This window comes from Flavobacterium sp. B167r, assembly GCF_056824315.1.
This window is the reverse complement of sequence record NZ_CP124859.1, coordinates 3,973,232-3,992,740: the sequence shown is the minus strand read 5'-3', so window position 1 is coordinate 3,992,740 and position 19,509 is coordinate 3,973,232. Positions and strand designations below refer to the sequence as shown.

Here is a 19,509-nt window from a genome sequence, read left to right as displayed (position 1 = left end):
CTATGAGCAGAATAAGAATTGTTGAAGGAAGTATAACCAAACGTACTGGAGGTACTCATTATATATACTCTGAGGGCGATATTACATTTAATGCAAAAGGTTTTATACGTGAAACAGCCGCTGAGCATACGTACGGCGAGCCTATAAAAGCTCCCATTATAGAAACAAAAGTTGATAAACCAGTTTTTTACGAAACAGACGGTCATTACAGTACAGTATATTTAGTATGCTTGATGCTCGGAATGAGTGAAGAAAATGCAGAAGAATTGGCTATTGCAACAGAAGCTCCAGATACGACCATTCACGGTGAAATTGACTTTGAATTGAATTCTACATGGGCAGATCCAGATTATCAAGGACCCGTTCATTCCTTGACAGGAGGATTTCACGGGATTGAAGAATTTATGACAGCTGTCAAAATTTTATGGCTTAGAATCAATCCAAACAATCGTGAAGATTCAATACGTCAATTAGGTGAATTATTGCATCGTTTTGGCGATACTTATGCTCATACAAAGTTAGATAATATCAAGCCTGCAAATTTAGTGGCTTATGATCTGCATTTAGGAGATAAAAACTTATCTCTGGCAATTGCTAGGTGGAAAGGGAAAGGTGGTAAATCATTGGCGAAAGATGTAGAGCCATGGATCGTTAGAATTAATGAGTTTACCAAAAAGTACGGATACTCTTTTTTGACAAATGAAAATTATCAAAGGGAAGCTTTCAACGGCAAAACATTGAAAGAAGAACTACGAGAAATATATTTGCTTAACCCGAAAGATAAGTTTAAGATGTATGGTGGCGGGTATTTTACCACAGAACATCTAACCGTAGATGGAGGCTATCCGGATATGATTTACATAAGACCAGACTGGTATTTAAATTACGTAAAAAACTTAGCTTGGTTACTTTCGCTTAAATTTAGACTTGACTTAAAACAATTTGATATATCAGTTTTTGAAAAAATGACAAAATTTGCAGTAGACAATAAATGTTCTCTCAAAGGAATTATAGATTATGAAATTGCTAAAAAAAGAGGTAAAAGAGAGTTCTATATACCAGTTTTTTATTCTAGTCCTAAAAGACTTTTAGCTAGTGGCGACTCTACATACGTTACAAATTATTTAAAAAAAGCAAAGGAAGCTAAAGAATTTACGATTAAATACATGATTTATGAAGGCAATTACCCCACGCCTTTAGAAGGTAAAGAAATAACAAATTTACTTCATACGAAATTTAGTTTCTTTAGTGAAAATTATTTTTATTATACAGATGCCTATAAATTAAAATTCTAATGAAAAAAAATATTTCTTTTATTCTTTTAGCATTTTTTATTCAATTCTTTATATTTAGAGGATTGATTAGCTCTCTAGATTCATATACCCCAAATAACACCTCTGGTAATCTTATATTATTAGCATTAGAAATAATAGTTCTTGCAATAGTATGTTTTACAATTTTTATATTAATCCTAATTGAAAGAGCGGTTACGACCAATCTTAAATATATATATCTTTCCGTATTATGTTTACATTGTATATTTCAATTTTGTTGCGTTGCTTTTTTTGAATATGATTTATTTAATGATCCAAAATCATTTAATTTTTCAGCAATTACAACAATCTTAATATATTTTATTCTTGAATTATTTCTAACTTATTATGTTGTGAATAGATTATATAAATCTGAAGATTAAAGTTTTAATGAAAAAAATATATTACGCAATAATATTGTTAAATTCTTTTGTGGTTTTTTCACAAAAAGAAAAAAAAGTAATAGGTGATTTTGATGAAGACACAAAAAAACGGACACGTTGTATTACAAAGATTTTACATTTGATGAGCAATTTAGAAATATTGATATTTCATACAAATGTAAAATCATAAGAGGAAAATGGAAAAGTATTTAATTTTAATCTTCTTCTTGGATATAGTTCAATTCAAATTTCAAAGAGTGATAAAAAAAGGTTCTATTATGATTTATCAATGGGAAACAGGTATCGATGGTTTTGAGGAGACTGAATTTTATATCTACAAAAAAAATTATGACAATTGAATTTTAGATAAAGATGAAACTAAATATCAAAATGGGAAAAAAGAAATTTATAGACCTAAAAGCCAACTGGAATAGACGGGAAATATAAGATTAAGAAATAACTAATTTGTTAAATGTAAAAATAAGTCGTTTTGGTAATTTTTTCTACTATACAGAAGCTTATAAATTAAACTTTTAATTGTCATGAAAAAATATGGTAGTGTCTCATTAACTGTTTATGTTGAAATCAATTTAAATAATATTTTATGGAAAGTAATCGATTTAAATTTAATTTGTTCTTGTTGAAAAATTTATTCTTATTATATTTTTTCTCTGTGATTATTAGTGGAATGTTTAATTCATCTCCATTTGTATTTATTTTGTGTTTTCAATATTCACTTTTTAGTTTGCCAATTTTTTTATTTAACATGTATGTTTTTATAAAAAGCAAATTAATATCATATTTAGTCTTTAGTGGATCTAATCTGATGTATTTAATTTACTATTTGAATAGAATTTTCACAAAAGAAACAGTAACTAGCTGGCAAAATATAAATGGAGTCTTAGTTGAATATAAAAAGACATATTATTTTTATGAAATTAATAGTGGGAGCGTTCATTTTGAATTAACTTGTTTAGGAGTGTATTTGGTATTACAATTTGTTTTTTGGTGTTTAATTATAAAAAAGATTAATCAATTTAATGTAGATTAACCAGTTCGACTAGACTTTTTGCTAGTGGAGACTTGGATATGCAAACAAAATTAGAGCAAAGTCAAGGGTGTATTTATATAACACTCTTAACTTTTTTAAATTCAAGATACCTGTCTTGTCCTAAAATAAGTTTACTCCCTCGCTGGCGCGAGCGTCTCGCTCGTGATATTTTGGATTGTCTAAATTGTCTCGTCCCGAAAAAAGTTTACATATTATCTTTATTTTAATAAAAAAAAACGAGCTTCAAAATTTTTCAAGCTCGTTTTTTTATTTAGTTTTTAACTATTGTTAGAGATTATTTCTCTAATGTTATAGTTTTACCTGTAAAGTTGATTCTTCAAGTCCTCTCGTAATAAAAGAAGCAACTCTCGGATCGTCTTCGACTGATAATACTTTATTCATTACCGATAACTATTGCTGAAAGAAATAAAATGAGTTTTTGTGCTGATAAAAGTAATTAAAAGTTCCTGCATTCTCTGAAAAAATGTTTTCTTGAATATAGTTTTTGATTATTTATAATTTTTAAGTTCTTAAAAATGAATCAGAAAGAGAGTCTAATTTAACGCTTTTGTTTAAATTAGATTCTCTTGGTTCTGCTTTAATTCTTATTCTGTTTTTAAATCAAAGTTGCGGCGGAACCAAATTGTCTAAATCTGAAAGTTTATAGAATTTAAGATCATTCAGTTTCATATATTTACAGATAAACTCTAAAGTTTCAATTTTCACCTGATAATTTTCAGTGATTTCTTTTACAGGTTTATGGCCGCATAAAAGTAGAATCTTATTATTCTTTTTGGCATAATCTAATAGTTCAAGCACATACGGAATGCTAAAATGTATGTGGCTATTATCAATATCAAATGCAAAAACAATTTTAGAATTATTAAAATAACTGTCTTGTTTTTCTGGAATTTCGCCACCAAATGCTCTTCCTCTAATAATTTTAAACAGAGGAGATAAAGCTCGATCCAAAGAATCTGATCTTTCGCCGTAAGGATAAGCAAAAGAAGTAACGTTGAATCCTTTCTTTTTCATGGAAATAATCATCGGATCAATTTCCTGTTTCAAGTATTCTTTTATGCTATATTGCTTTGTAAACTTAACTGCATTGTAATGATGATAACCGTGTCCAGCAATTTCATGGCCGTATTTTTGCATTTCAAGAAGTGTTTTAATCTCGGGAGCTCCAATAGAATCTATTCGGCAGACATTAAAAGTAGCTTTCCAAGAATATTTTCTTAATGCTTGATCGGCTTCAGACCACTCGTCGACATAAGCGTCGTCAAAAGATAAAATTACGCCAGCTTTATATGCTAGTTTATCAAGTGGTTTAGGTTTTTTATTTTCACAAGAAAATAAAGTAAGTAATAATAAAAGCAGTATCGATTTTGTAAAAAGTATCTTCATAGATTTATTAGCTAATAGTTACCCATTTTTTAAATTGCCCATGATGGCTTATTGAAATATCCTGAAGTGAATCTGAAGTTTTTAAATATGGAATTCCGTTTGCGTCTTTTACAATTTCTTGATTTTCAATTTCAATTACATTTTTGATGTTTTCTAAATTGTCTACTGCAATTGTATGGATGCTTTCTAACGAAAATATACTTTGGGTATAATATACATTTTCATTGCAAATTACTCTCCCTAATGCAAGATTATAATTTAAGGTATCTAAAGAACAAGAAAGCTTTTTCGGGCTGAATTCGCGTATTTTGGTTTGACGATTATAGATTTTATACGCAGCCTCTTTCATACTCCATAAAAGCCAAACCATGATTTCTGGTTCGGCATAATTTTGTATAAGCAATTGTTCTTCACAGGTAAAAAGCTTTTTTAAAAAACCTTTGCGCTGCCAATTGCTTTCTACACGTGACCGTGCGAGGTCTATAATGTCGTTGCCAATCATTTTTGTGCAAGTTTGGTTTCAATGATTTCAACCGCTGTTTTTACATCAAGCATGCGTTCCATATCAACATTGTCGATTACGATATCAAAATTCTCTTCAATATCAAGTACAATATCAACTAGATTAGCCGAATTTACATTCAAATCTTTAATAAAATCGGTTTCTTCGGTAAGATTTTCAAATGCTTCTTGGTTTGTTGCAAAAGGCTTGATGATAACTTTTAATTTTTCGATAAGTTCAGTTCTATTCATTTTAATTTCCGAATTTTTTAAATAATATGCACGCGTTTACATCGCCAAAACCAAAACTGGCTTTTGCAATTATTTTTGGGTTAGTTTTTATAGTTTCTAAGAGCACTTTTGACGGATCAATTAGTGCTGTAATTTCAGGATGAAGATCATCACAGTTTTTATTTCCAAACAAAAATCCTTCGTGAAGCTGTAAAATTGTGGAAACGCTCTCTATACTTCCAGAAGCACTTAAACAATGGCCTGTTAAGCTTTTGAGCGAATTAATATATGGAAAATTAGAACCGTTTCTTTCCAATGCTTTTGTCCAGTTTTCTATTTCCAGACTGTCTTTTGTTGTGGCTGTTAAATGTCCGTTTATGGCATCAATTTCATTCGAATTGATTCCTGCGTTTTCGACAGCCGTTTTAATGCATCTTTGAACGGCAATACTATTCGGAGCTGTCATGGTTCCGCCATTGCGTTGTCCGCCCGAATTGACATTTCCACCCAAAATTTCAGCATAAATTTTAGCACCACGCTCTAGAGCAGTTTCCAAATCTTCAATAACAAATGCACCTGCACCGCTTCCGGGAACAAATCCTGCAGCCGAAGCGCTCATTGGTCTTGAACCTTTTTCTGGATTGTCATTATATTTAGAAGAACAAACACGTAGCGCATCAAATCCTCCCCAAATATAGGGACCGCTGTCAGAAGTACTTCCTGCTAATATTCGTTTGGCTTGTCCAGAATGTATTCGGTCATACGCCAGTAATATTGCTTCAGTTCCAGTTGTACAAGCCGAAGAATTCGTCGTAACCTGATTTCCTAATCCGATTTTACCGCCTAGATAAGCGCTTACACCGCTGTTCATGGTTTGAGCGACAACTGTACTTCCTAATTTTCGGGTTTGCAGTTCATCTATTTTATATATGCTTTCGCGAAATTTATCAATTCCAGAAGTTCCAGCGCCGAAGATGGTTCCGCTATCCCAATCTGGATTTTCGTTTAAAGGTAAACCAGCATTGTTCCAAGCTTCCATGCCTGCAATAACGCCGTACAAAATTCCTGTACTGTTAAAGCCGCGAAGTTCGAGTTCTGTAAAATACTGCGCTTTCAATTCGTCAGATATTTGCGGCTGACCCGCAATCTGACAAGAGAACTGTAATTCTTCCAACTGAGAATCATGACGAATGCCCGAAATGCCGTTTTTCAGCGCATGAGTAAACGCAGGAATTCCAACGCCATTTGGTGCGGCAACTCCAAGACCTGTTATTACAACTCGTTTCTTCATAATCTTTTTGTTATCATTCCTGCCAAAACGCCTCTGCAAACTTCTTGTCCAGCTTCATTTTTCATAACTGCATTACATTTTAATTTTCCAAAACGAAAGAACAATTTCTCAGAAGTTACCGTTACTTTTTCATTGGGATAAACAGGTTTTAAAAACTCCATATCAGCAGAAGTGAAGGCGATTACGGTGTTTTCTCCCAATTCATTTCCCAACAGAAAGATTCCTAAACAAACCATTCCGATCTGCGCCATTGTTTCAGTTAGAATAACGCCTGGAGTAACAGGATTATCTTTGAAATGACCTTTATAAAAATCAAGATTTTCTTTGAAGGTATACGTTCCTGTTACGCCATTTTCGTCTGCGTGAAGCAATTCATCAACAAACAAAAAAGGTTCGCTGTATGGAAGCTGTGCGATAATGTCAGTTAATTTCATAAGTTTTCAAATTACCATTGCAATAAAACTCTTTGTGCCGAAAATCCTGGGCCAAAACTCAGCATCAAACCTTTTTCTCCTTTTTTCGGATTTCGATTCATAATATTTTCTAAAACATACAAAACCGTTGCGCTCGACATATTGCCGTATTGTTTTAGAATTTCCTTCGTATCATCAATATTTTTCTCCATTCCACTGAAAAGTGATTCTACAGTTGTTACGATTTTTTTTCCGCCAGGATGAAAAATCATGTGATCTATATCTTTAATATCCAGATTATTCTGTTTTAAAAAAGGATGAATAATATCGCCAAAATGAGACGCAATCGTATCTGGAACTTGAATATCCAAAACCATTTGCAATCCACCGTTAGTCAATTTAAAACCCATCATGTGTTCGGCATCATAAAAATGATACATCTGTTCGTCTAGAATTTCAGGGCCAGAATCTTCTTCTTTTGAAGACAATAAACAGCAAGCGGCACCATCTCCAAAAATAGCTGCGCTCACAATATTCGGCATTGAGAAATCATCTAATTGAAAAGTTGCAGTTGGTGATTCGACCGCAATCACCGCAGCACGTTTCCCCGGATTTGATTTTAAAAAATTCTTCGCATAAATAATTCCAGATATTCCTGCCGCACACCCCATTTCTGTTACGGGAAGGCGAACAATATCTTGTCTTAATTTCATTTTATTAATCAAATAAGCGTCAAGCGAAGGAATCATAATCCCAGTGCAGCTTACGGTAATAATATAATCTAAACTCTGCGGATTCCAGCCTGTTTTTTCTAATGCTTTTTCTAGAACTTGATGTCCTAAAACAATCATTTCACGGCTATATATATCATTTTTTTCTTCGAATGAAGTAGCGGTAAAAACCTCTGAAGGTTCCATGATAGAATAACGTTTATCTACAGAAGCGCCCTCGAACATCTTTTTTACCTTTTTAATAAAACGTTCTTCCTGACCCTCAAGCCATACTTCTACAAGCGGAAGTATTTCTTCGATCGTTCGAGAATATTGCGGAAGCTGTTTAACAGCCGTGGTTATTTTTACACTCATATTTTTGAAATTATCCACTGGTAGCGAAAAGCCCATTTCCAGTTTATGGAATAGTTTTTTAGATTTAGTTTTTTAGAGAAATGTTCCAATTCGTTCTTTTTGAATCCCTTTAAAATAGAAATCAAACCATCATTGCGCGACATTTTATTGAGATTAAAAACAACGCTGATCAATTCAAATAATCGATAAGCAATTTTACTTCGATGAAGATCGTTTACAACAATTCCTATTGAAGCATTTTTATTTAGAACATTCATAACATCAGCAATCTGAGCTGTTGTAAAATGGTGCAATGTCAATGTGCACAGAACAATATCGTATTTAAGCTCTTTGAAATCTTCACTAAAAATATCCATGCACAGATATTCTATGTTTGGATAATCTTTAGAAAGTTTCTTAGCATAATCAATTGTAAAAGCATTTGCATCAATACCAATTAATTTAAAATCCAGATTTCGTTTTTTTTCATATTTGGCAAGCATTCGCAGCATATCACCATTTCCGCAACCAATATCAGCAATGGTGATTGTTTTAGAAATATCAGTCTTTTTTAAAAGTTCTTTTATGCCATGGAGCGTTAGTTTATTTCCGCCAAGCAACTGATTTATAGAAGCAATTTGATCTAACGCTCCGATAAGTTCTTCGCTTTGAAGCGAAAAATCGTCCATTATTTCGATTTCTTCTGTTCTATATTTGGTGTTTATACTCATTTATTCAATTGTTATTGGACGTCCGTGCGTTTGTTTTATAATAAATGAAAGCAATGCCGGAATCGATGCCGCAAGGGTTGTTATTACATGAGTCAAATTTTTATGAGTCAATGCTTTGGACAATAGCCGCCCGAAGAATAATCTTTTGCTGAAATGCTTTTTCCATTCTTTAATATACTTTCTTTCGAATTCATTTCTGGTTTCGATCTTTCCATAATAAAAATCAAGAGTTAATTCAGAAGCTATTTTGGCGCTATGAATCGCCATTGCCATTCCGTTGCCACACATCGGGTGAATTAATCCTGCGGTATCTCCAATCATTAAAATATGATTTTCTACAGGTTCTTTTTTATCGAATGAAATCTGACTGATCGTTAAAGGTTTTTCGAATAGGGAAGTGCTGTTTTCAAAAATAGACTTCAGTTTTTTATTTTTATAAAGTACCGACTTTTGGTAATCTTCGATGTTTTTATATTTTTTGAAAGTCTCAAAATCGGCTAAATAACAAATATTTATAATGTCATTTTCGACTTTAGAAACGCCACAATAACCGCCTTGAAAATTGTATAAAGCCACAAGACTTTCATCAAAATTTCCTTTGTAATGTCCTTTTACGGCAAGCCAAGGTGATTTTTTAGGAATAAAATCTCTAGACAAAACCTGATCAATATTCGATCTTTTGCCATAAGCGCCTAAAACTATTTTTGCTGAAAGAATTTCTTCGGAAGTAGTTACTGTGAAAATGTCATTTTCAAAAGAAATATTAGAAACGTTTTCTGTTATAATCGTACAGCCATTTTCTACTGCTTTTTCAAATAAAAAATTATCCAATTCATAACGGCTGATTCCGAAACCGCCGAGAGGAAGTTTAGTTTTTGCCGTTTTACCGTTTTGTGCTGTAAATTCAAAATTTGAAATACTTGTAGGCTTAAGTTCTCTGACATCTATATCCAACCAAAATAGATAGGGAAGGATTTCATTGGAGATATATTCTCCGCAAACTTTATGTTTTGGATACGTGTTTTTTTCGATAAGAATCACCTTTAACCCTTTTTTAGATAGGTGTAGAGCGCTTGCTAGACCTGCAAGACCACCTCCAATAATAAGTACGTCGGGATTTGTTCTCATTCTACCAATTTAGTTATAAATTATGAAATGGTCTTACTTAATTCCTTAAGAAATTAACAAAATTTCAATTTTTATCTTAAAAGATTATAATGAGTTTTGATTAGAAAAATTGGAGGAAATTCATTTAAAAGATAATTTTTATTTTTGCAGAAAAATAGCGCGTTAAATAAATGACAATACAAGATTTAGTAGGCACTTATTCCGTTTCGGGAAGCAACCAGGACGAGAGCAATGAGATAACGTACAAAGGTGTTTTGACTCTAACTTTAGATCAAAATAATCGAATTAAAGCAGATTGGGTTATCAATTCGCATAAACAAAAGGGCACAGGTTTTTTTAAAGATAATATTCTGGTAATCAATTTCAGTTACAAAGGCGATGACAATAAAACCTACAAAGGCGTTGCCGTTTACAGATGCATTACAAAAGATATTTTAGACGGATTTTGGTCTGAGAAACATGGAGATCCGTTGTATTTGGGAAGCGAACATTGTTTAAGAATGGAAACTACAGAAAGATTAAATTAGAATTGTTTTTAAATTGAAAAATTAATTTTAAACACATAGAGATAGATTTTTTTTTACTTTAAAAATAGGGAAGAGAAAGAAACTAGTTTCTAACACATAGCTTTGCGAGTAACTTTGACGAAGATTAGGATCTCCAGTCTATGTGAATTGATGCAAGTTAAACGCCTTTATACGCAATATAAAACTATGTTTCTATGTGTTTAAAAAATTTAATATTGTTTAAAAAATAAAAAAATTAAACCTTATCAGTTAAGCTGGATTTGCTATAACTTTATATTTTCTGTTATAAAGAATAATAAAACCAATCCATATTACTAGTAAAACCACGATTAAAATAAGTTCTGTTTGATGAACTCCTTTCACAAAGAAATTATTTAGAGAATGAAAGCCCGCAACGGCTAATAATGAACCTGTACTCGTGTATACTTTTCCGATTCCCCAACTTCCTAAGAAGAGGATTCCGAAGAAAAGTAGATTGCTTGAAGTGATTTCGAAATTTAAATGCCACACAAACCAAAGAACTGCAATAATCAAGATTGAAGTAAATTTAGGAAGCGATTTTAATTGCTCTTGTAAAAAACCACGCCAGCCAATTTCTTCTAAAAGTCCGTAAACTAAAATGGTAAACATTAATAAGATTGGAAATTTACCCAACGTTACATAATAAACTCCAGCGATTAAAACGGCAGGAATTATCCAATAAATTGCGAATGGAATAAGTGCCGTTTTATATATTCCTTTTAATGAAAGCGGATTTGAAAGTGAAAAGATTTTAATTGCAGCAAAAGCACCAATCGCCGGTCCAACACCGCGAAGTAATATTTTTAAATATTCGTTTTCGATTCCTGCCAGCAAATCAGTTTTTACGGCAACATATCTACAGATAATTGCAATTGCATAATAAACTATAATGGCTCCAAAGTTGATTTTATTTTTCATCGGTTATTTTGTTTGGTTTAGTGAAGCAAACTTAGTGAGCCAAAATGAAAATAAAATTGACTTTGGGTAAGAAATCATTTTTCCATAACTCTTTTTCGAATTCGGCTTAAACTTTCTGCTGTTAATCCCAAATAAGAAGCGATGATTTTTAATGGTGTTCTTTGAAATATTTCTGGACGCCCTTCAATCAGTTTTAGATAACGTTCTTGCGGAGAAAGCGTCAATAGATTAATCTGTTCCTGCTGTTTGCGTACATAAAGCATTTCAGAAATGGCTTTTCCGATTCGCAAACCTGTTTCAGATCTTTGGTATAATTCATTTAAATCTTGATGTGAAATCGACCAAAGTACCAAATCTTCTAAAGCTTCGGTCTTAATAACAGATGGTTTTTGGTTTAAAAAAGACATATAATCGCTTATAAAGCTATTCTCGTAAAGCAAATTGATGCAAATGTCTCTTTTGCCATCCCAAACAAATAATCCAGCTGAGCCTTTTATAATGATGTTGAGATATTTTTCGACGCCGTGATAATCTTTTATGATTTCAGATTTATCAAATTCACGGACTTTTATTTTCTCCGAAAATCCTTTCCAGACATTCATATCGGCAGTAAAATAATTCTCGAAAACTCGTTTTACATCTTCTGGAGAAGGACTTTGTGGCATTTTATAAAAGTATCAGTTTGGAATGCCAATATAAGTTTTATCTTTCAAAATAAAAACAACTGTATTGATTGTTGCTTTAGTTTTTTAAACACATAGAAACATAGAATTTCTGATTTGGAAAAGAGTACAAAAAGAAACTAGTTTCTAACAGATAGTTTTGTGTCACTTTGACGAAGTTTACCACTTAGAGTGCTATTGTATTGATGTGAGTGAAACGCCTTTATACACAATATAAAACTATGTTTCTATGTGTTTAAATTTAATAATTGCGTGAGTAAAAATTTATTTCAAACAAGGCAATTGTAAAACATTAGCATTCAACGGTTGTTCTACTTTTCTTTCTAGTTTTTCAGGATTTACTGTGATATAAATTTCCATAGAACCAGTTCCAACTTTCAATCCTAAAATATGACCGCCGTAAGCATCAAATTTGTCATCGGTTGCTAAGCCGTGCATATGTATAGAAGGTTTTTCTCCGCTCCAGGCAATAGATCCTGTAATACTTCCCATTTCGACTTTATTGAAAGTTTTGGGATGAAATTTCTTTTGGCTAAAATCATAAAACCCGAAAGTGGCGTCTTGTGCAAAACCAATTCCAGTAAAGTTTGCTGAAGGAATATTTTGTTCTTTGGCCAGTTTTTCGATTTGTTCTAAAACATTATCGCCTTCGCGAAGAACCATCAGATAACCTTGAGGTGTTTTGGTGTAACGGCATTTTTCAGCATCATTTTTTTGCTGGGCCTGAGAAAAATTAAAAGCCAGACAAAGTAATGCTAAATATGTTATTTTTTTGATTTCTATTTTCATAAATACATAAATTAATTGATGTTTGTACGAGTATCAATCTGCATCATTCTATTATAATCTTCGTTGTATTTTTCAGGATCTGAAGCCGCATATTCGTTTTCAGGTTCTGGTATAACATGAATTTTCGAATCGCTTATCGAAATTACGGCAGAGCAAACATAGATTCCTACTTTTCCTTCGTTGTATTTAAAGTCAAGTAAAGTCAGTTTTACGAAATCATTTATTGATAGCTCATAATAATTTCCGTATCGGATTATCTTAAAATAAATCTGTTTTTCTTCTCCAATTTCAAATTGGTTAGTTTGGATATTTTCAAAGATAAAATTGTTTTTGACATCCTTTTCATTAAATCCCCAAGCTCTAAATTGCACGAAACCATTCATAAAATCGATTGAAATGTAATATCCCGTTCCTTCTTTATCACATTCAATTACAAAACCCGTTTTTCCCATTCCTTCTACAGAAAGCGTTCCTTCCCAAACAAAATCATTTGAAGGTTTTTCGAATCCGTAAATTTCATAACCGCTGCGGCATCCAAAACGCCATTTGCTTTCATTTTCCAAAACAAATTCGGCAGTAGGATTTCCTAAGATTGGCATAGGTTGTGGCAAATCTTTCTGATGAATTGTCTTCTGATACAATTTTTGCCAGTAATAGTAGCTTTTCAGTTTAAGCCTACCGCTTTTATCTACATCTAATTCTTTTGGTGGCGGAATAACGCGATGTGTATTAACGTTTCCGTCTGCGAAATAGAAATTATAGACCAGAAAATGTTTGCCGTCTTTTACGACCCTTGCAGCATAATTTCCCTGCGGGAGCAATACATTATTATGAAAAGCGGAATATTCACCCCTAAATTCATTTGAAGACCAATAACGGACTTTAATATCTTCCCGAATTGATCCCAATAAATAATGAGTTCCTTTCATTTCAAAGACACAAGGACATTCTACATCATCGTACACATACGGAATATGTAGAGGTTTTTGCAATACATAACCTTCTTTTTCTCTTTTGGCAACGCCAATACAACCTCTTCTATAAGTTGGTCCAGAGGCACTTCTAGCACAAATCAGCAAATAATCTTCGTTTTTATATTGATATTTAAACGGGTCTCGAAAACTAATCCATTCTCTGGGATTGTTATTTTTACCTTCGTAATGCGGCGCCTCACTTTTAAAAGGAAGTCCGTACAAATTCTCTTTTTTCCAAGTAAGCAAATCCGTTGAAACGGCTCTTCCCACTTTTTGTTCAATTCCTTTATCTTGGCGTTTAAGTCCGGTATAATACATTTCATAACCTTCGCCATCCGATTTTTTACTGACATGCATTGTCCATAACATATCATCGTCCCATTCTCCTGGATCGCCTACAAATAGGGCATTTTTTACTCTTTTCCACGAAAGACCATCTTTTGAAACTGCATGTGCAATATAATCGTGATTAGGGATGATTAAATGAAATAAATGATGAATTCCTTTTTCATCTATAAATACATCAACATCTCCAATTTCCCAATTGCTAAATCCTGAACCTGAATACATTTATTACTTATTTAATGATTGTATATTTTTTTTGCCACGACCCGAGCGATAGCGAATAGGCGAAGCAATTTCACTAATTCACACAAATTTTGAATTCGTGAAAATTCGTGCAATTCGTGGCTTTTTTTATTTAATGATTTTATAATATTTCAGTCCTTCTAAAATTCCTTCTGAGGCTGAATTTTTGGCGACATAAATACCTTTTGTAGTTTCATAATCGGCAAGTTCGGCGCTTCGGTTTCCAACGATAATTCCTTTTACTGGACCTCTAAACATATCAACATCATTTCCAGAATCTCCCGCAGCAATTACGTTTCCTAACGGAATCGACCATTTTCGGCATAAAAACTTGATTGCATTTCCTTTCGAAGCTCTTTTGGGAATAAAGTCCAAAAACTGACCATGACTCGGAATAATATTGACTTTGTACCAGCCCGTTCCTAAAACAGCGATTAATTCGTCATGATTGTATTGCTCTTTATCATAGTAATAGGAGATTTTATACGGATTTTGAGCTTCCTCTTCCTGTAATTTAATCCATTTAATCTCTTTAAGTTTATTAACAATTTCTTCTCTTTTCCATCTTCCAGAAAGGAATTTTGCCCATCCTTTATCCAAAATATAATCCTTTCCATTTGTGTAATATATTTCAGTTCCGACTGAACAAATAATAAAGTCGGGTAGAGGAAATTCTTCTTCGTCGATTACTTTTTTGACTAAAGCTAAGTTTCGGCCAGAAGCCATTGCAAAAGCCATTTTATCTGTACGATTGATCAAATGAGTTTTGAGTTCTTTCAAACCTGGATTAGCCAGTTTTGGTTCAATTAAAGTTCCGTCAATATCGGAAACCAATAAGTGATCGATTTTTCGTTTTAAACGGCTAATATTGATATTTGGATAATGCTGTTTTTTAATCCCAGCCGAAGAAACGGAGAGATTTTCATTGATTAAATCCACATACTGATTGACGTGGCTAATCCAGCTGTAATATTTCTGAATATTAATCGCTCCATTATTCGAATAATATTTCCATTGATTTTCATCAGTTAAAATATTTCGAAGGGCTTTTTTAATTTCACTTTCTTCTTGCGGATTTACTAATTCTCCATTTTGGCAAACCGGAATAATTTCTGAAGGCCCGCCATTTTTTGTCACCACAACAGGAAGTCCAGAACTAGCAGATTCGATAACGGTCAAGCCGAAGTTTTCATGTAATGCTAAATTCACAAAAACGCCTCTTTTTTCTGCGGCATAACGGTAGATAATCGAGACTTCATTTTCAACATCATGTTTCTTCGGAATTGCCATTTTTCCGTACAAATCGTATTTATCCATCAAAAGAAGCAAATCGGTTAAAACGTTCTTTTCAGATTCGGGCATTTTCGCAATATCTTTTCGAATACCGGCAAAAATGACCAAATTGGCGATGCTTTGAAGCTCTTTGTCTTTTCCGTAAACTTCAATTAAAGTGTTCAAGTTTTTGTGGCGGTCAGGTCTCGAAAGTGCCAGAATAATAGGTTTATGCGGGTTGGTTAAGAATTTAGAAATTGTTTCGGCAACCCAATATTTTCGTTGCGCTTCTTCCATATGTTTATCCGAATCATTTTCCTGATAATAATAAGGAACAAATTTTCTGGTGTCAATTCCAGGAGAAATTGCGTGGTATTTTCCTAGTTCGAAGTTTTTATAAACTTTGTAGGTTTCAATTTCCTGTTCGGTAGAAGTAACGATAAATTCTGCTAATTCTAAGGTTTTTTCTTCAGCAGCAATTCTGGCTTTAAACTTGAATTTTTTCTCTAATTCTTCTTCATTTTCTCCGCTTTCGATGAGTTTTTTCTTTTTGTAAAACCCTAAAGAATGTCCCGTATGTGCGAAAGGAATATTTAAAACAGCTGATAATTCGGCGGCGGCATAACCCGCATCAGCATAATGCGAATGAATCCAATCTGGAAAAATGTTGTGTTGTTTAATATGCTGCATTGCGCCGTTCACAAAAGTGTCAAGACCTTCCCAAAGCTGTTCTTTTGCTCGGTATTTTTTTCCTAAAAACGGAATTCGTCTTATGTCCAGTTTTTCATTTATAATTTCAACAGGCACCGCATATTCTGGCGAAAGAGCAGGATCATCTATTAATCTTGTAAAAATATGAACGTGTTCTACATCTTCATGCTGTGATAAAAATTCTGCTAATTCGTATATGTATTTAGTCTGACCTCCGTTGTCAGCATCTCGACCAATTTCGAGACCAGAACCCTTCAAAAGGCCGTGTATATTGATAAGTGAAATTCGTAATTTTTTCATCATTCTTCATTAATTATTTTGAAAATGCAATTTACACCGCCTGTATCGATTAGGAAGAAATAATTACATTTTAAATTTACATATTTCCCATGTTTACAAGGGGAAATGGTATGTGGTAAGTATAAAAAAAGCCTGATTTTTTGAATCAGGCTGTAGTTTTTTCTTTTAATTTTTGTTGATCAGATTTTCAATATCTAAGATTGAAATTTCTGGATTTCCACCCGCAGACCCGGCGACTAAAGCCCCCGTGGCACAGGCAAAATTTAAGGCTGCTTGCGGTTCTTTTCCGTTTAAGAGCGAAGTGACCAAAGCGCCTAAAAATGAATCTCCGGCACCAACAGTATCTTCAACTTTTACGGTATAACCTTCATTTTCATAAAGATGCTTATCCCATAATAACAAAGCGCCGTCTTTACCTCTTGTCACACAAATCGCTGTAGCATTGGTTAAAGAACAAATGAAATTCATGTTTTCTTCTAAAGTGCTGTAAGGAGAATCAAGGGCAGTACTAATTTCAGTTAATTCTTCATCATTAAATTTGATAAAATTAGCGGATTGCATCAAGTGCTGTAGAATTTCGTAATCATAATGCGGTTTTCGAAGATTGACATCAAAAACTTTATATGTATGTGTGTGATGCAACAATTCTTCTAATGCTGCTCTAGAAACCTCATCTCTGCAAACCAAACTTCCGTATATTAGAACATCTGAGTTTACGACTAATTCTCTAGCTTCTTCGTTTAGAATAATTTTGTCCCAAGCAGAAGGATAAAGAATTTCGTAAGTAGCCGATTTGCTTTCGTCTAATGTTACGTTTACCAATCCTGTTGGGAAATCATCAGACTTTAAAATAGTTTTTGTTTCTAAACCTAGTTTGTTGACTTCGTTTATAATTGCTTCTCCATCGGCATTATTTCCTACACAGCTAATCATATTAGAATCAACGCCTAGGGCTTTCATGCGAAGTGCCACATTTAAAGGTGCTCCACCAATTTTCTTTTCATTGCCAAAAATATCCCAAAGTACTTCTCCGAAAGCGACAGCTTTTAGTTTTTTGTCGTTGCTCATTTTAATTTTCTCTTATTTTAAATATTAAATCGAGTGATTAGAGTTTCTCACGATTTCATAAAAATAGAAAAGAATAACCGTTTCTGCAACCCAATTCTAAAAATCATAACAATCTGTTCACTTTGTAAAGTTCTAAATTTCTAATTTATATTTGTTTATTGGATAATTATTTTGTTTGTCAAAGTGAACAGATTGGAATATAATTTTTTAAAATCATCGGTCTTTTTTAAATTTCACTACAAATTTTCCCCAACTCATTACAAAATATAATTTTTCGCTCTTATTTTATAAAAAAAGTAAAATTCAATATTCTAAATTTGGTTATAATACAAAAATTACGACCATGGAAATCAATTTAATTTCAGAATCATTTTGGGGAAGCAAAAAGAAAACTTCGTTTTGGGAAAGATTATTTCGAAGAAACAAACCCGTTAACAAAGCGCTTACAACGCCAGAAATAATTGGTAAAAACTGTCAGGGGTTGCTATTGAAAAATGAAAATTTAAAATCGTTTCTTTTTTCTACGGATATGGCACTTATAGAAAATAATGATGCCGATGCGATTTTGGCGGTTTATCCTTTTCCACCTTCACCAAAAATAATCAAAACGCTAATTGATTTTGCTGGAAAACCTATTGTATGCGGCGTTGGAGGCGGAACAACAAAGGGAAAGAAATCGCTGGAAATGGCAATTTATGCAGAGCAAATGGGCGCGCATGGAATCATTGTCAATATTCCTTTTGAAAATAAAGACATTAAAAAAATAAGAGAAAAAATAGCCATACCGATTATATCAACCGTTACTTCATCCGATTATAATTTTCTAAAAGGAAAAATTGATGCAGGTGTTGATGTTTTTCATGTCTCTGGAGGCGCACACACCAGTAAAATTGTAAAAGAGATTACAGATAAATTTCCAGATTTTCCTATAATGGCAACTGGAGGTAAAAATTTAGAAAGCATTCAAGAATCAATAAATTCTGGTTCGAGAGCAATTGTGCTTTCGCCTCCTTCAAATAAAGATTTATTCAAAACGGTAATGGATAAATATCGGAATGCTTTTGGGAGTTTTTGATTTTTTGAGGTTCTGAGGTTCTGAGATGCTAAGATTCTAAGTTTCTAAGATTCTAAGATGTTAAGATGCTAAGGTGAAAAAAGCTGAATATAAACAGCTTTTTTTTGGTTTTCTAAATAAACATAGCCCAAGGTTTCAACCTTGGGAACGAATTGAGAATTTTTCCTTTCGTGTCCGTAAGGTTGAAACCTTGGGCTATGTTTGATTTAGATTAAACCAAATTGAGTTAGATTATATTGAAAATGAATTAACCGTGTGCTTCAACCGAAACATCGTTCCATTTTTCCCAGTTTTCTAATCTTTGCTCGTAGCTTTGTTTTACGAAAGGAAACGCTATTTTTCCTAGTAATAATCGTAACGGTGGATTTTCATTTTCTACTAAGTTTACAATTGCTGGAGCTGTTGCTTCTACTTTTCCAAATATGTTTTCTCTTTCTGCTAATGCTTTCTTGATTTCGTCATAATAAGGTAAACTTTCACTTGTAATTCCAGTGTGCCAGATATTAGACGCATAACCGTTTGGTTCTAATAAAGTTACATTAATTCCGAATTGTTTTACTTCTGATGCTAATGTTTCGCTAAAACCTTCAACAGCAAATTTAGAAGCGCTGTAAAGTCCCATTGCAGTTGGTAAAGTTGCTAATCCTAAGATAGACGAAACCTGAATAATATGACCGCTTTTTTGCTCTCTCATGATTGGCAATACTGCTTGCGATAACCATAAAGTTCCAAAGAAATTGGTTTCAAATTGCTCTCTCGCTTCTTGCTCGCTTGCTTCCTCAACGGCACCTGTAAGTGCATAACCTGCATTGTTAATCAAAACATCAATTCTTCCAAAATGATCATTTACTTTCTGAATCACTTCAAGAGATTCTTGGCGGTTGTTTACATCTAATTTTAAAGGTAGAATAGTGTTTCCGTATTTTTCTTTAAGGTCGTTTAAAGTTTCAAGATTTCTAGCTGTTGCGGCTACGTTATATCCTTTAGCTAAAAATGCTTCTGCCCAAGTTCTTCCAAATCCTTTTGAAGCTCCTGTAATTAAAATTGTTTTTGACATGGTAATTGTTTTT

18 protein-coding genes are annotated in these 19,509 nt (G+C 33.0%); 3 read left to right on the top strand and 15 right to left on the bottom strand.

Annotated features, from left to right (window positions below):
* Positions 1 to 2 precede the first annotated feature (2 nt).
* A complete protein-coding gene (locus QLQ96_RS17930) occupies positions 3 to 1,295 on the top strand; it encodes a hypothetical protein (RefSeq protein ID WP_482492243.1) in 1,293 nt (430 codons plus the stop codon).
* Positions 1,296 to 3,368: 2,073 nt separating this feature from the next.
* On the opposite strand, the gene QLQ96_RS17925 is transcribed toward QLQ96_RS17930, so the two are convergent.
* The 8 genes from QLQ96_RS17925 to QLQ96_RS17890 are packed head-to-tail and all read right to left on the bottom strand — an operon-like array spanning position 3,369 to position 9,513.
* Positions 3,369 to 4,154 (bottom strand): polysaccharide deacetylase family protein, encoded by a 786-nt coding sequence (locus tag QLQ96_RS17925; RefSeq protein WP_482492242.1) that lies wholly within the window; start codon positions 4,152 to 4,154, stop codon positions 3,369 to 3,371.
* Between the two features lie 7 nt (positions 4,155 to 4,161).
* Positions 4,162 to 4,656: a 4'-phosphopantetheinyl transferase superfamily protein gene (locus tag QLQ96_RS17920; RefSeq protein ID WP_482492240.1), complete on the bottom strand. Its 495-nt coding sequence runs from the start codon at positions 4,654 to 4,656 to the stop codon at positions 4,162 to 4,164.
* Complete coding sequence (locus QLQ96_RS17915; RefSeq protein WP_482492239.1) at positions 4,653 to 4,907, bottom strand: acyl carrier protein; 255 nt, start codon at positions 4,905 to 4,907, stop codon at positions 4,653 to 4,655. Before QLQ96_RS17915 ends, QLQ96_RS17920 begins: the two co-directional genes overlap by 4 nt.
* 1 nt (position 4,908) lies before the next feature.
* On the bottom strand, positions 4,909 to 6,177 hold the full coding sequence (locus QLQ96_RS17910) for a beta-ketoacyl-[acyl-carrier-protein] synthase family protein (RefSeq protein WP_482492237.1): 1,269 nt from the start codon (positions 6,175 to 6,177) through the stop codon (positions 4,909 to 4,911).
* On the bottom strand, positions 6,174 to 6,611 hold the full coding sequence (locus tag QLQ96_RS17905) for a 3-hydroxyacyl-ACP dehydratase FabZ family protein (RefSeq protein ID WP_482492235.1): 438 nt from the start codon (positions 6,609 to 6,611) through the stop codon (positions 6,174 to 6,176). The genes QLQ96_RS17910 and QLQ96_RS17905 overlap by 4 nt, the downstream gene beginning before the upstream one ends.
* An 11-nt stretch (positions 6,612 to 6,622) precedes the next feature.
* Positions 6,623 to 7,675 (bottom strand): type III polyketide synthase, encoded by a 1,053-nt coding sequence (locus tag QLQ96_RS17900; RefSeq protein ID WP_482492233.1) that lies wholly within the window; start codon positions 7,673 to 7,675, stop codon positions 6,623 to 6,625.
* Complete coding sequence (locus tag QLQ96_RS17895; protein WP_482492231.1) at positions 7,672 to 8,385, bottom strand: methyltransferase domain-containing protein; 714 nt, start codon at positions 8,383 to 8,385, stop codon at positions 7,672 to 7,674. The genes QLQ96_RS17900 and QLQ96_RS17895 overlap by 4 nt, the downstream gene beginning before the upstream one ends.
* Positions 8,386 to 9,513: an NAD(P)/FAD-dependent oxidoreductase gene (locus QLQ96_RS17890; RefSeq protein ID WP_482492229.1), complete on the bottom strand. Its 1,128-nt coding sequence runs from the start codon at positions 9,511 to 9,513 to the stop codon at positions 8,386 to 8,388.
* 170 nt (positions 9,514 to 9,683) lie between these two features.
* Between QLQ96_RS17890 and QLQ96_RS17885 the strand changes: the two genes are divergently transcribed.
* On the top strand, positions 9,684 to 10,040 hold the full coding sequence (locus QLQ96_RS17885) for a hypothetical protein (protein WP_482492227.1): 357 nt from the start codon (positions 9,684 to 9,686) through the stop codon (positions 10,038 to 10,040).
* 249 nt (positions 10,041 to 10,289) lie between these two features.
* On the opposite strand, the gene QLQ96_RS17880 is transcribed toward QLQ96_RS17885, so the two are convergent.
* The 6 genes from QLQ96_RS17880 to QLQ96_RS17855 form a co-directional block, all read right to left on the bottom strand.
* Complete coding sequence (locus QLQ96_RS17880; RefSeq protein WP_482492226.1) at positions 10,290 to 10,979, bottom strand: CPBP family intramembrane glutamic endopeptidase; 690 nt, start codon at positions 10,977 to 10,979, stop codon at positions 10,290 to 10,292.
* A 74-nt stretch (positions 10,980 to 11,053) separates the two neighbouring features.
* Positions 11,054 to 11,644 carry a Crp/Fnr family transcriptional regulator gene (locus QLQ96_RS17875; RefSeq protein ID WP_482492224.1) on the bottom strand — a complete coding sequence of 197 codons (591 nt, stop codon included), beginning with the start codon at positions 11,642 to 11,644 and terminating at the stop codon, positions 11,054 to 11,056.
* Positions 11,645 to 11,926: 282 nt separating this feature from the next.
* Entirely contained in the window at positions 11,927 to 12,451 is a 525-nt protein-coding gene (locus QLQ96_RS17870) for a PPC domain-containing DNA-binding protein (RefSeq protein WP_482492222.1), read from the bottom strand.
* 11 nt (positions 12,452 to 12,462) lie between these two features.
* The gene (locus QLQ96_RS17865; RefSeq protein WP_482492220.1) at positions 12,463 to 13,995 is read right to left on the bottom strand and encodes a glycoside hydrolase family protein; all 1,533 of its coding nucleotides are present in this window, start codon (positions 13,993 to 13,995) and stop codon (positions 12,463 to 12,465) included.
* Positions 13,996 to 14,121: 126 nt separating this feature from the next.
* The gene (locus tag QLQ96_RS17860) at positions 14,122 to 16,299 is read right to left on the bottom strand and encodes an HAD-IIB family hydrolase (RefSeq protein ID WP_482492218.1); all 2,178 of its coding nucleotides are present in this window, start codon (positions 16,297 to 16,299) and stop codon (positions 14,122 to 14,124) included.
* A 162-nt stretch (positions 16,300 to 16,461) separates the two neighbouring features.
* Positions 16,462 to 17,364, bottom strand: a complete 903-nt coding sequence (locus QLQ96_RS17855) for a carbohydrate kinase family protein (protein ID WP_482492216.1) — start codon at positions 17,362 to 17,364, stop codon at positions 16,462 to 16,464.
* A gap of 343 nt (positions 17,365 to 17,707) precedes the next feature.
* Between QLQ96_RS17855 and QLQ96_RS17850 the strand changes: the two genes are divergently transcribed.
* Positions 17,708 to 18,439 (top strand): hypothetical protein, encoded by a 732-nt coding sequence (locus QLQ96_RS17850; protein WP_482492214.1) that lies wholly within the window; start codon positions 17,708 to 17,710, stop codon positions 18,437 to 18,439.
* 247 nt (positions 18,440 to 18,686) lie between these two features.
* On the opposite strand, the gene QLQ96_RS17845 is transcribed toward QLQ96_RS17850, so the two are convergent.
* Positions 18,687 to 19,496, bottom strand: a complete 810-nt coding sequence (locus QLQ96_RS17845; protein WP_482492212.1) for an SDR family NAD(P)-dependent oxidoreductase — start codon at positions 19,494 to 19,496, stop codon at positions 18,687 to 18,689.
* Positions 19,497 to 19,509 lie beyond the last annotated feature (13 nt).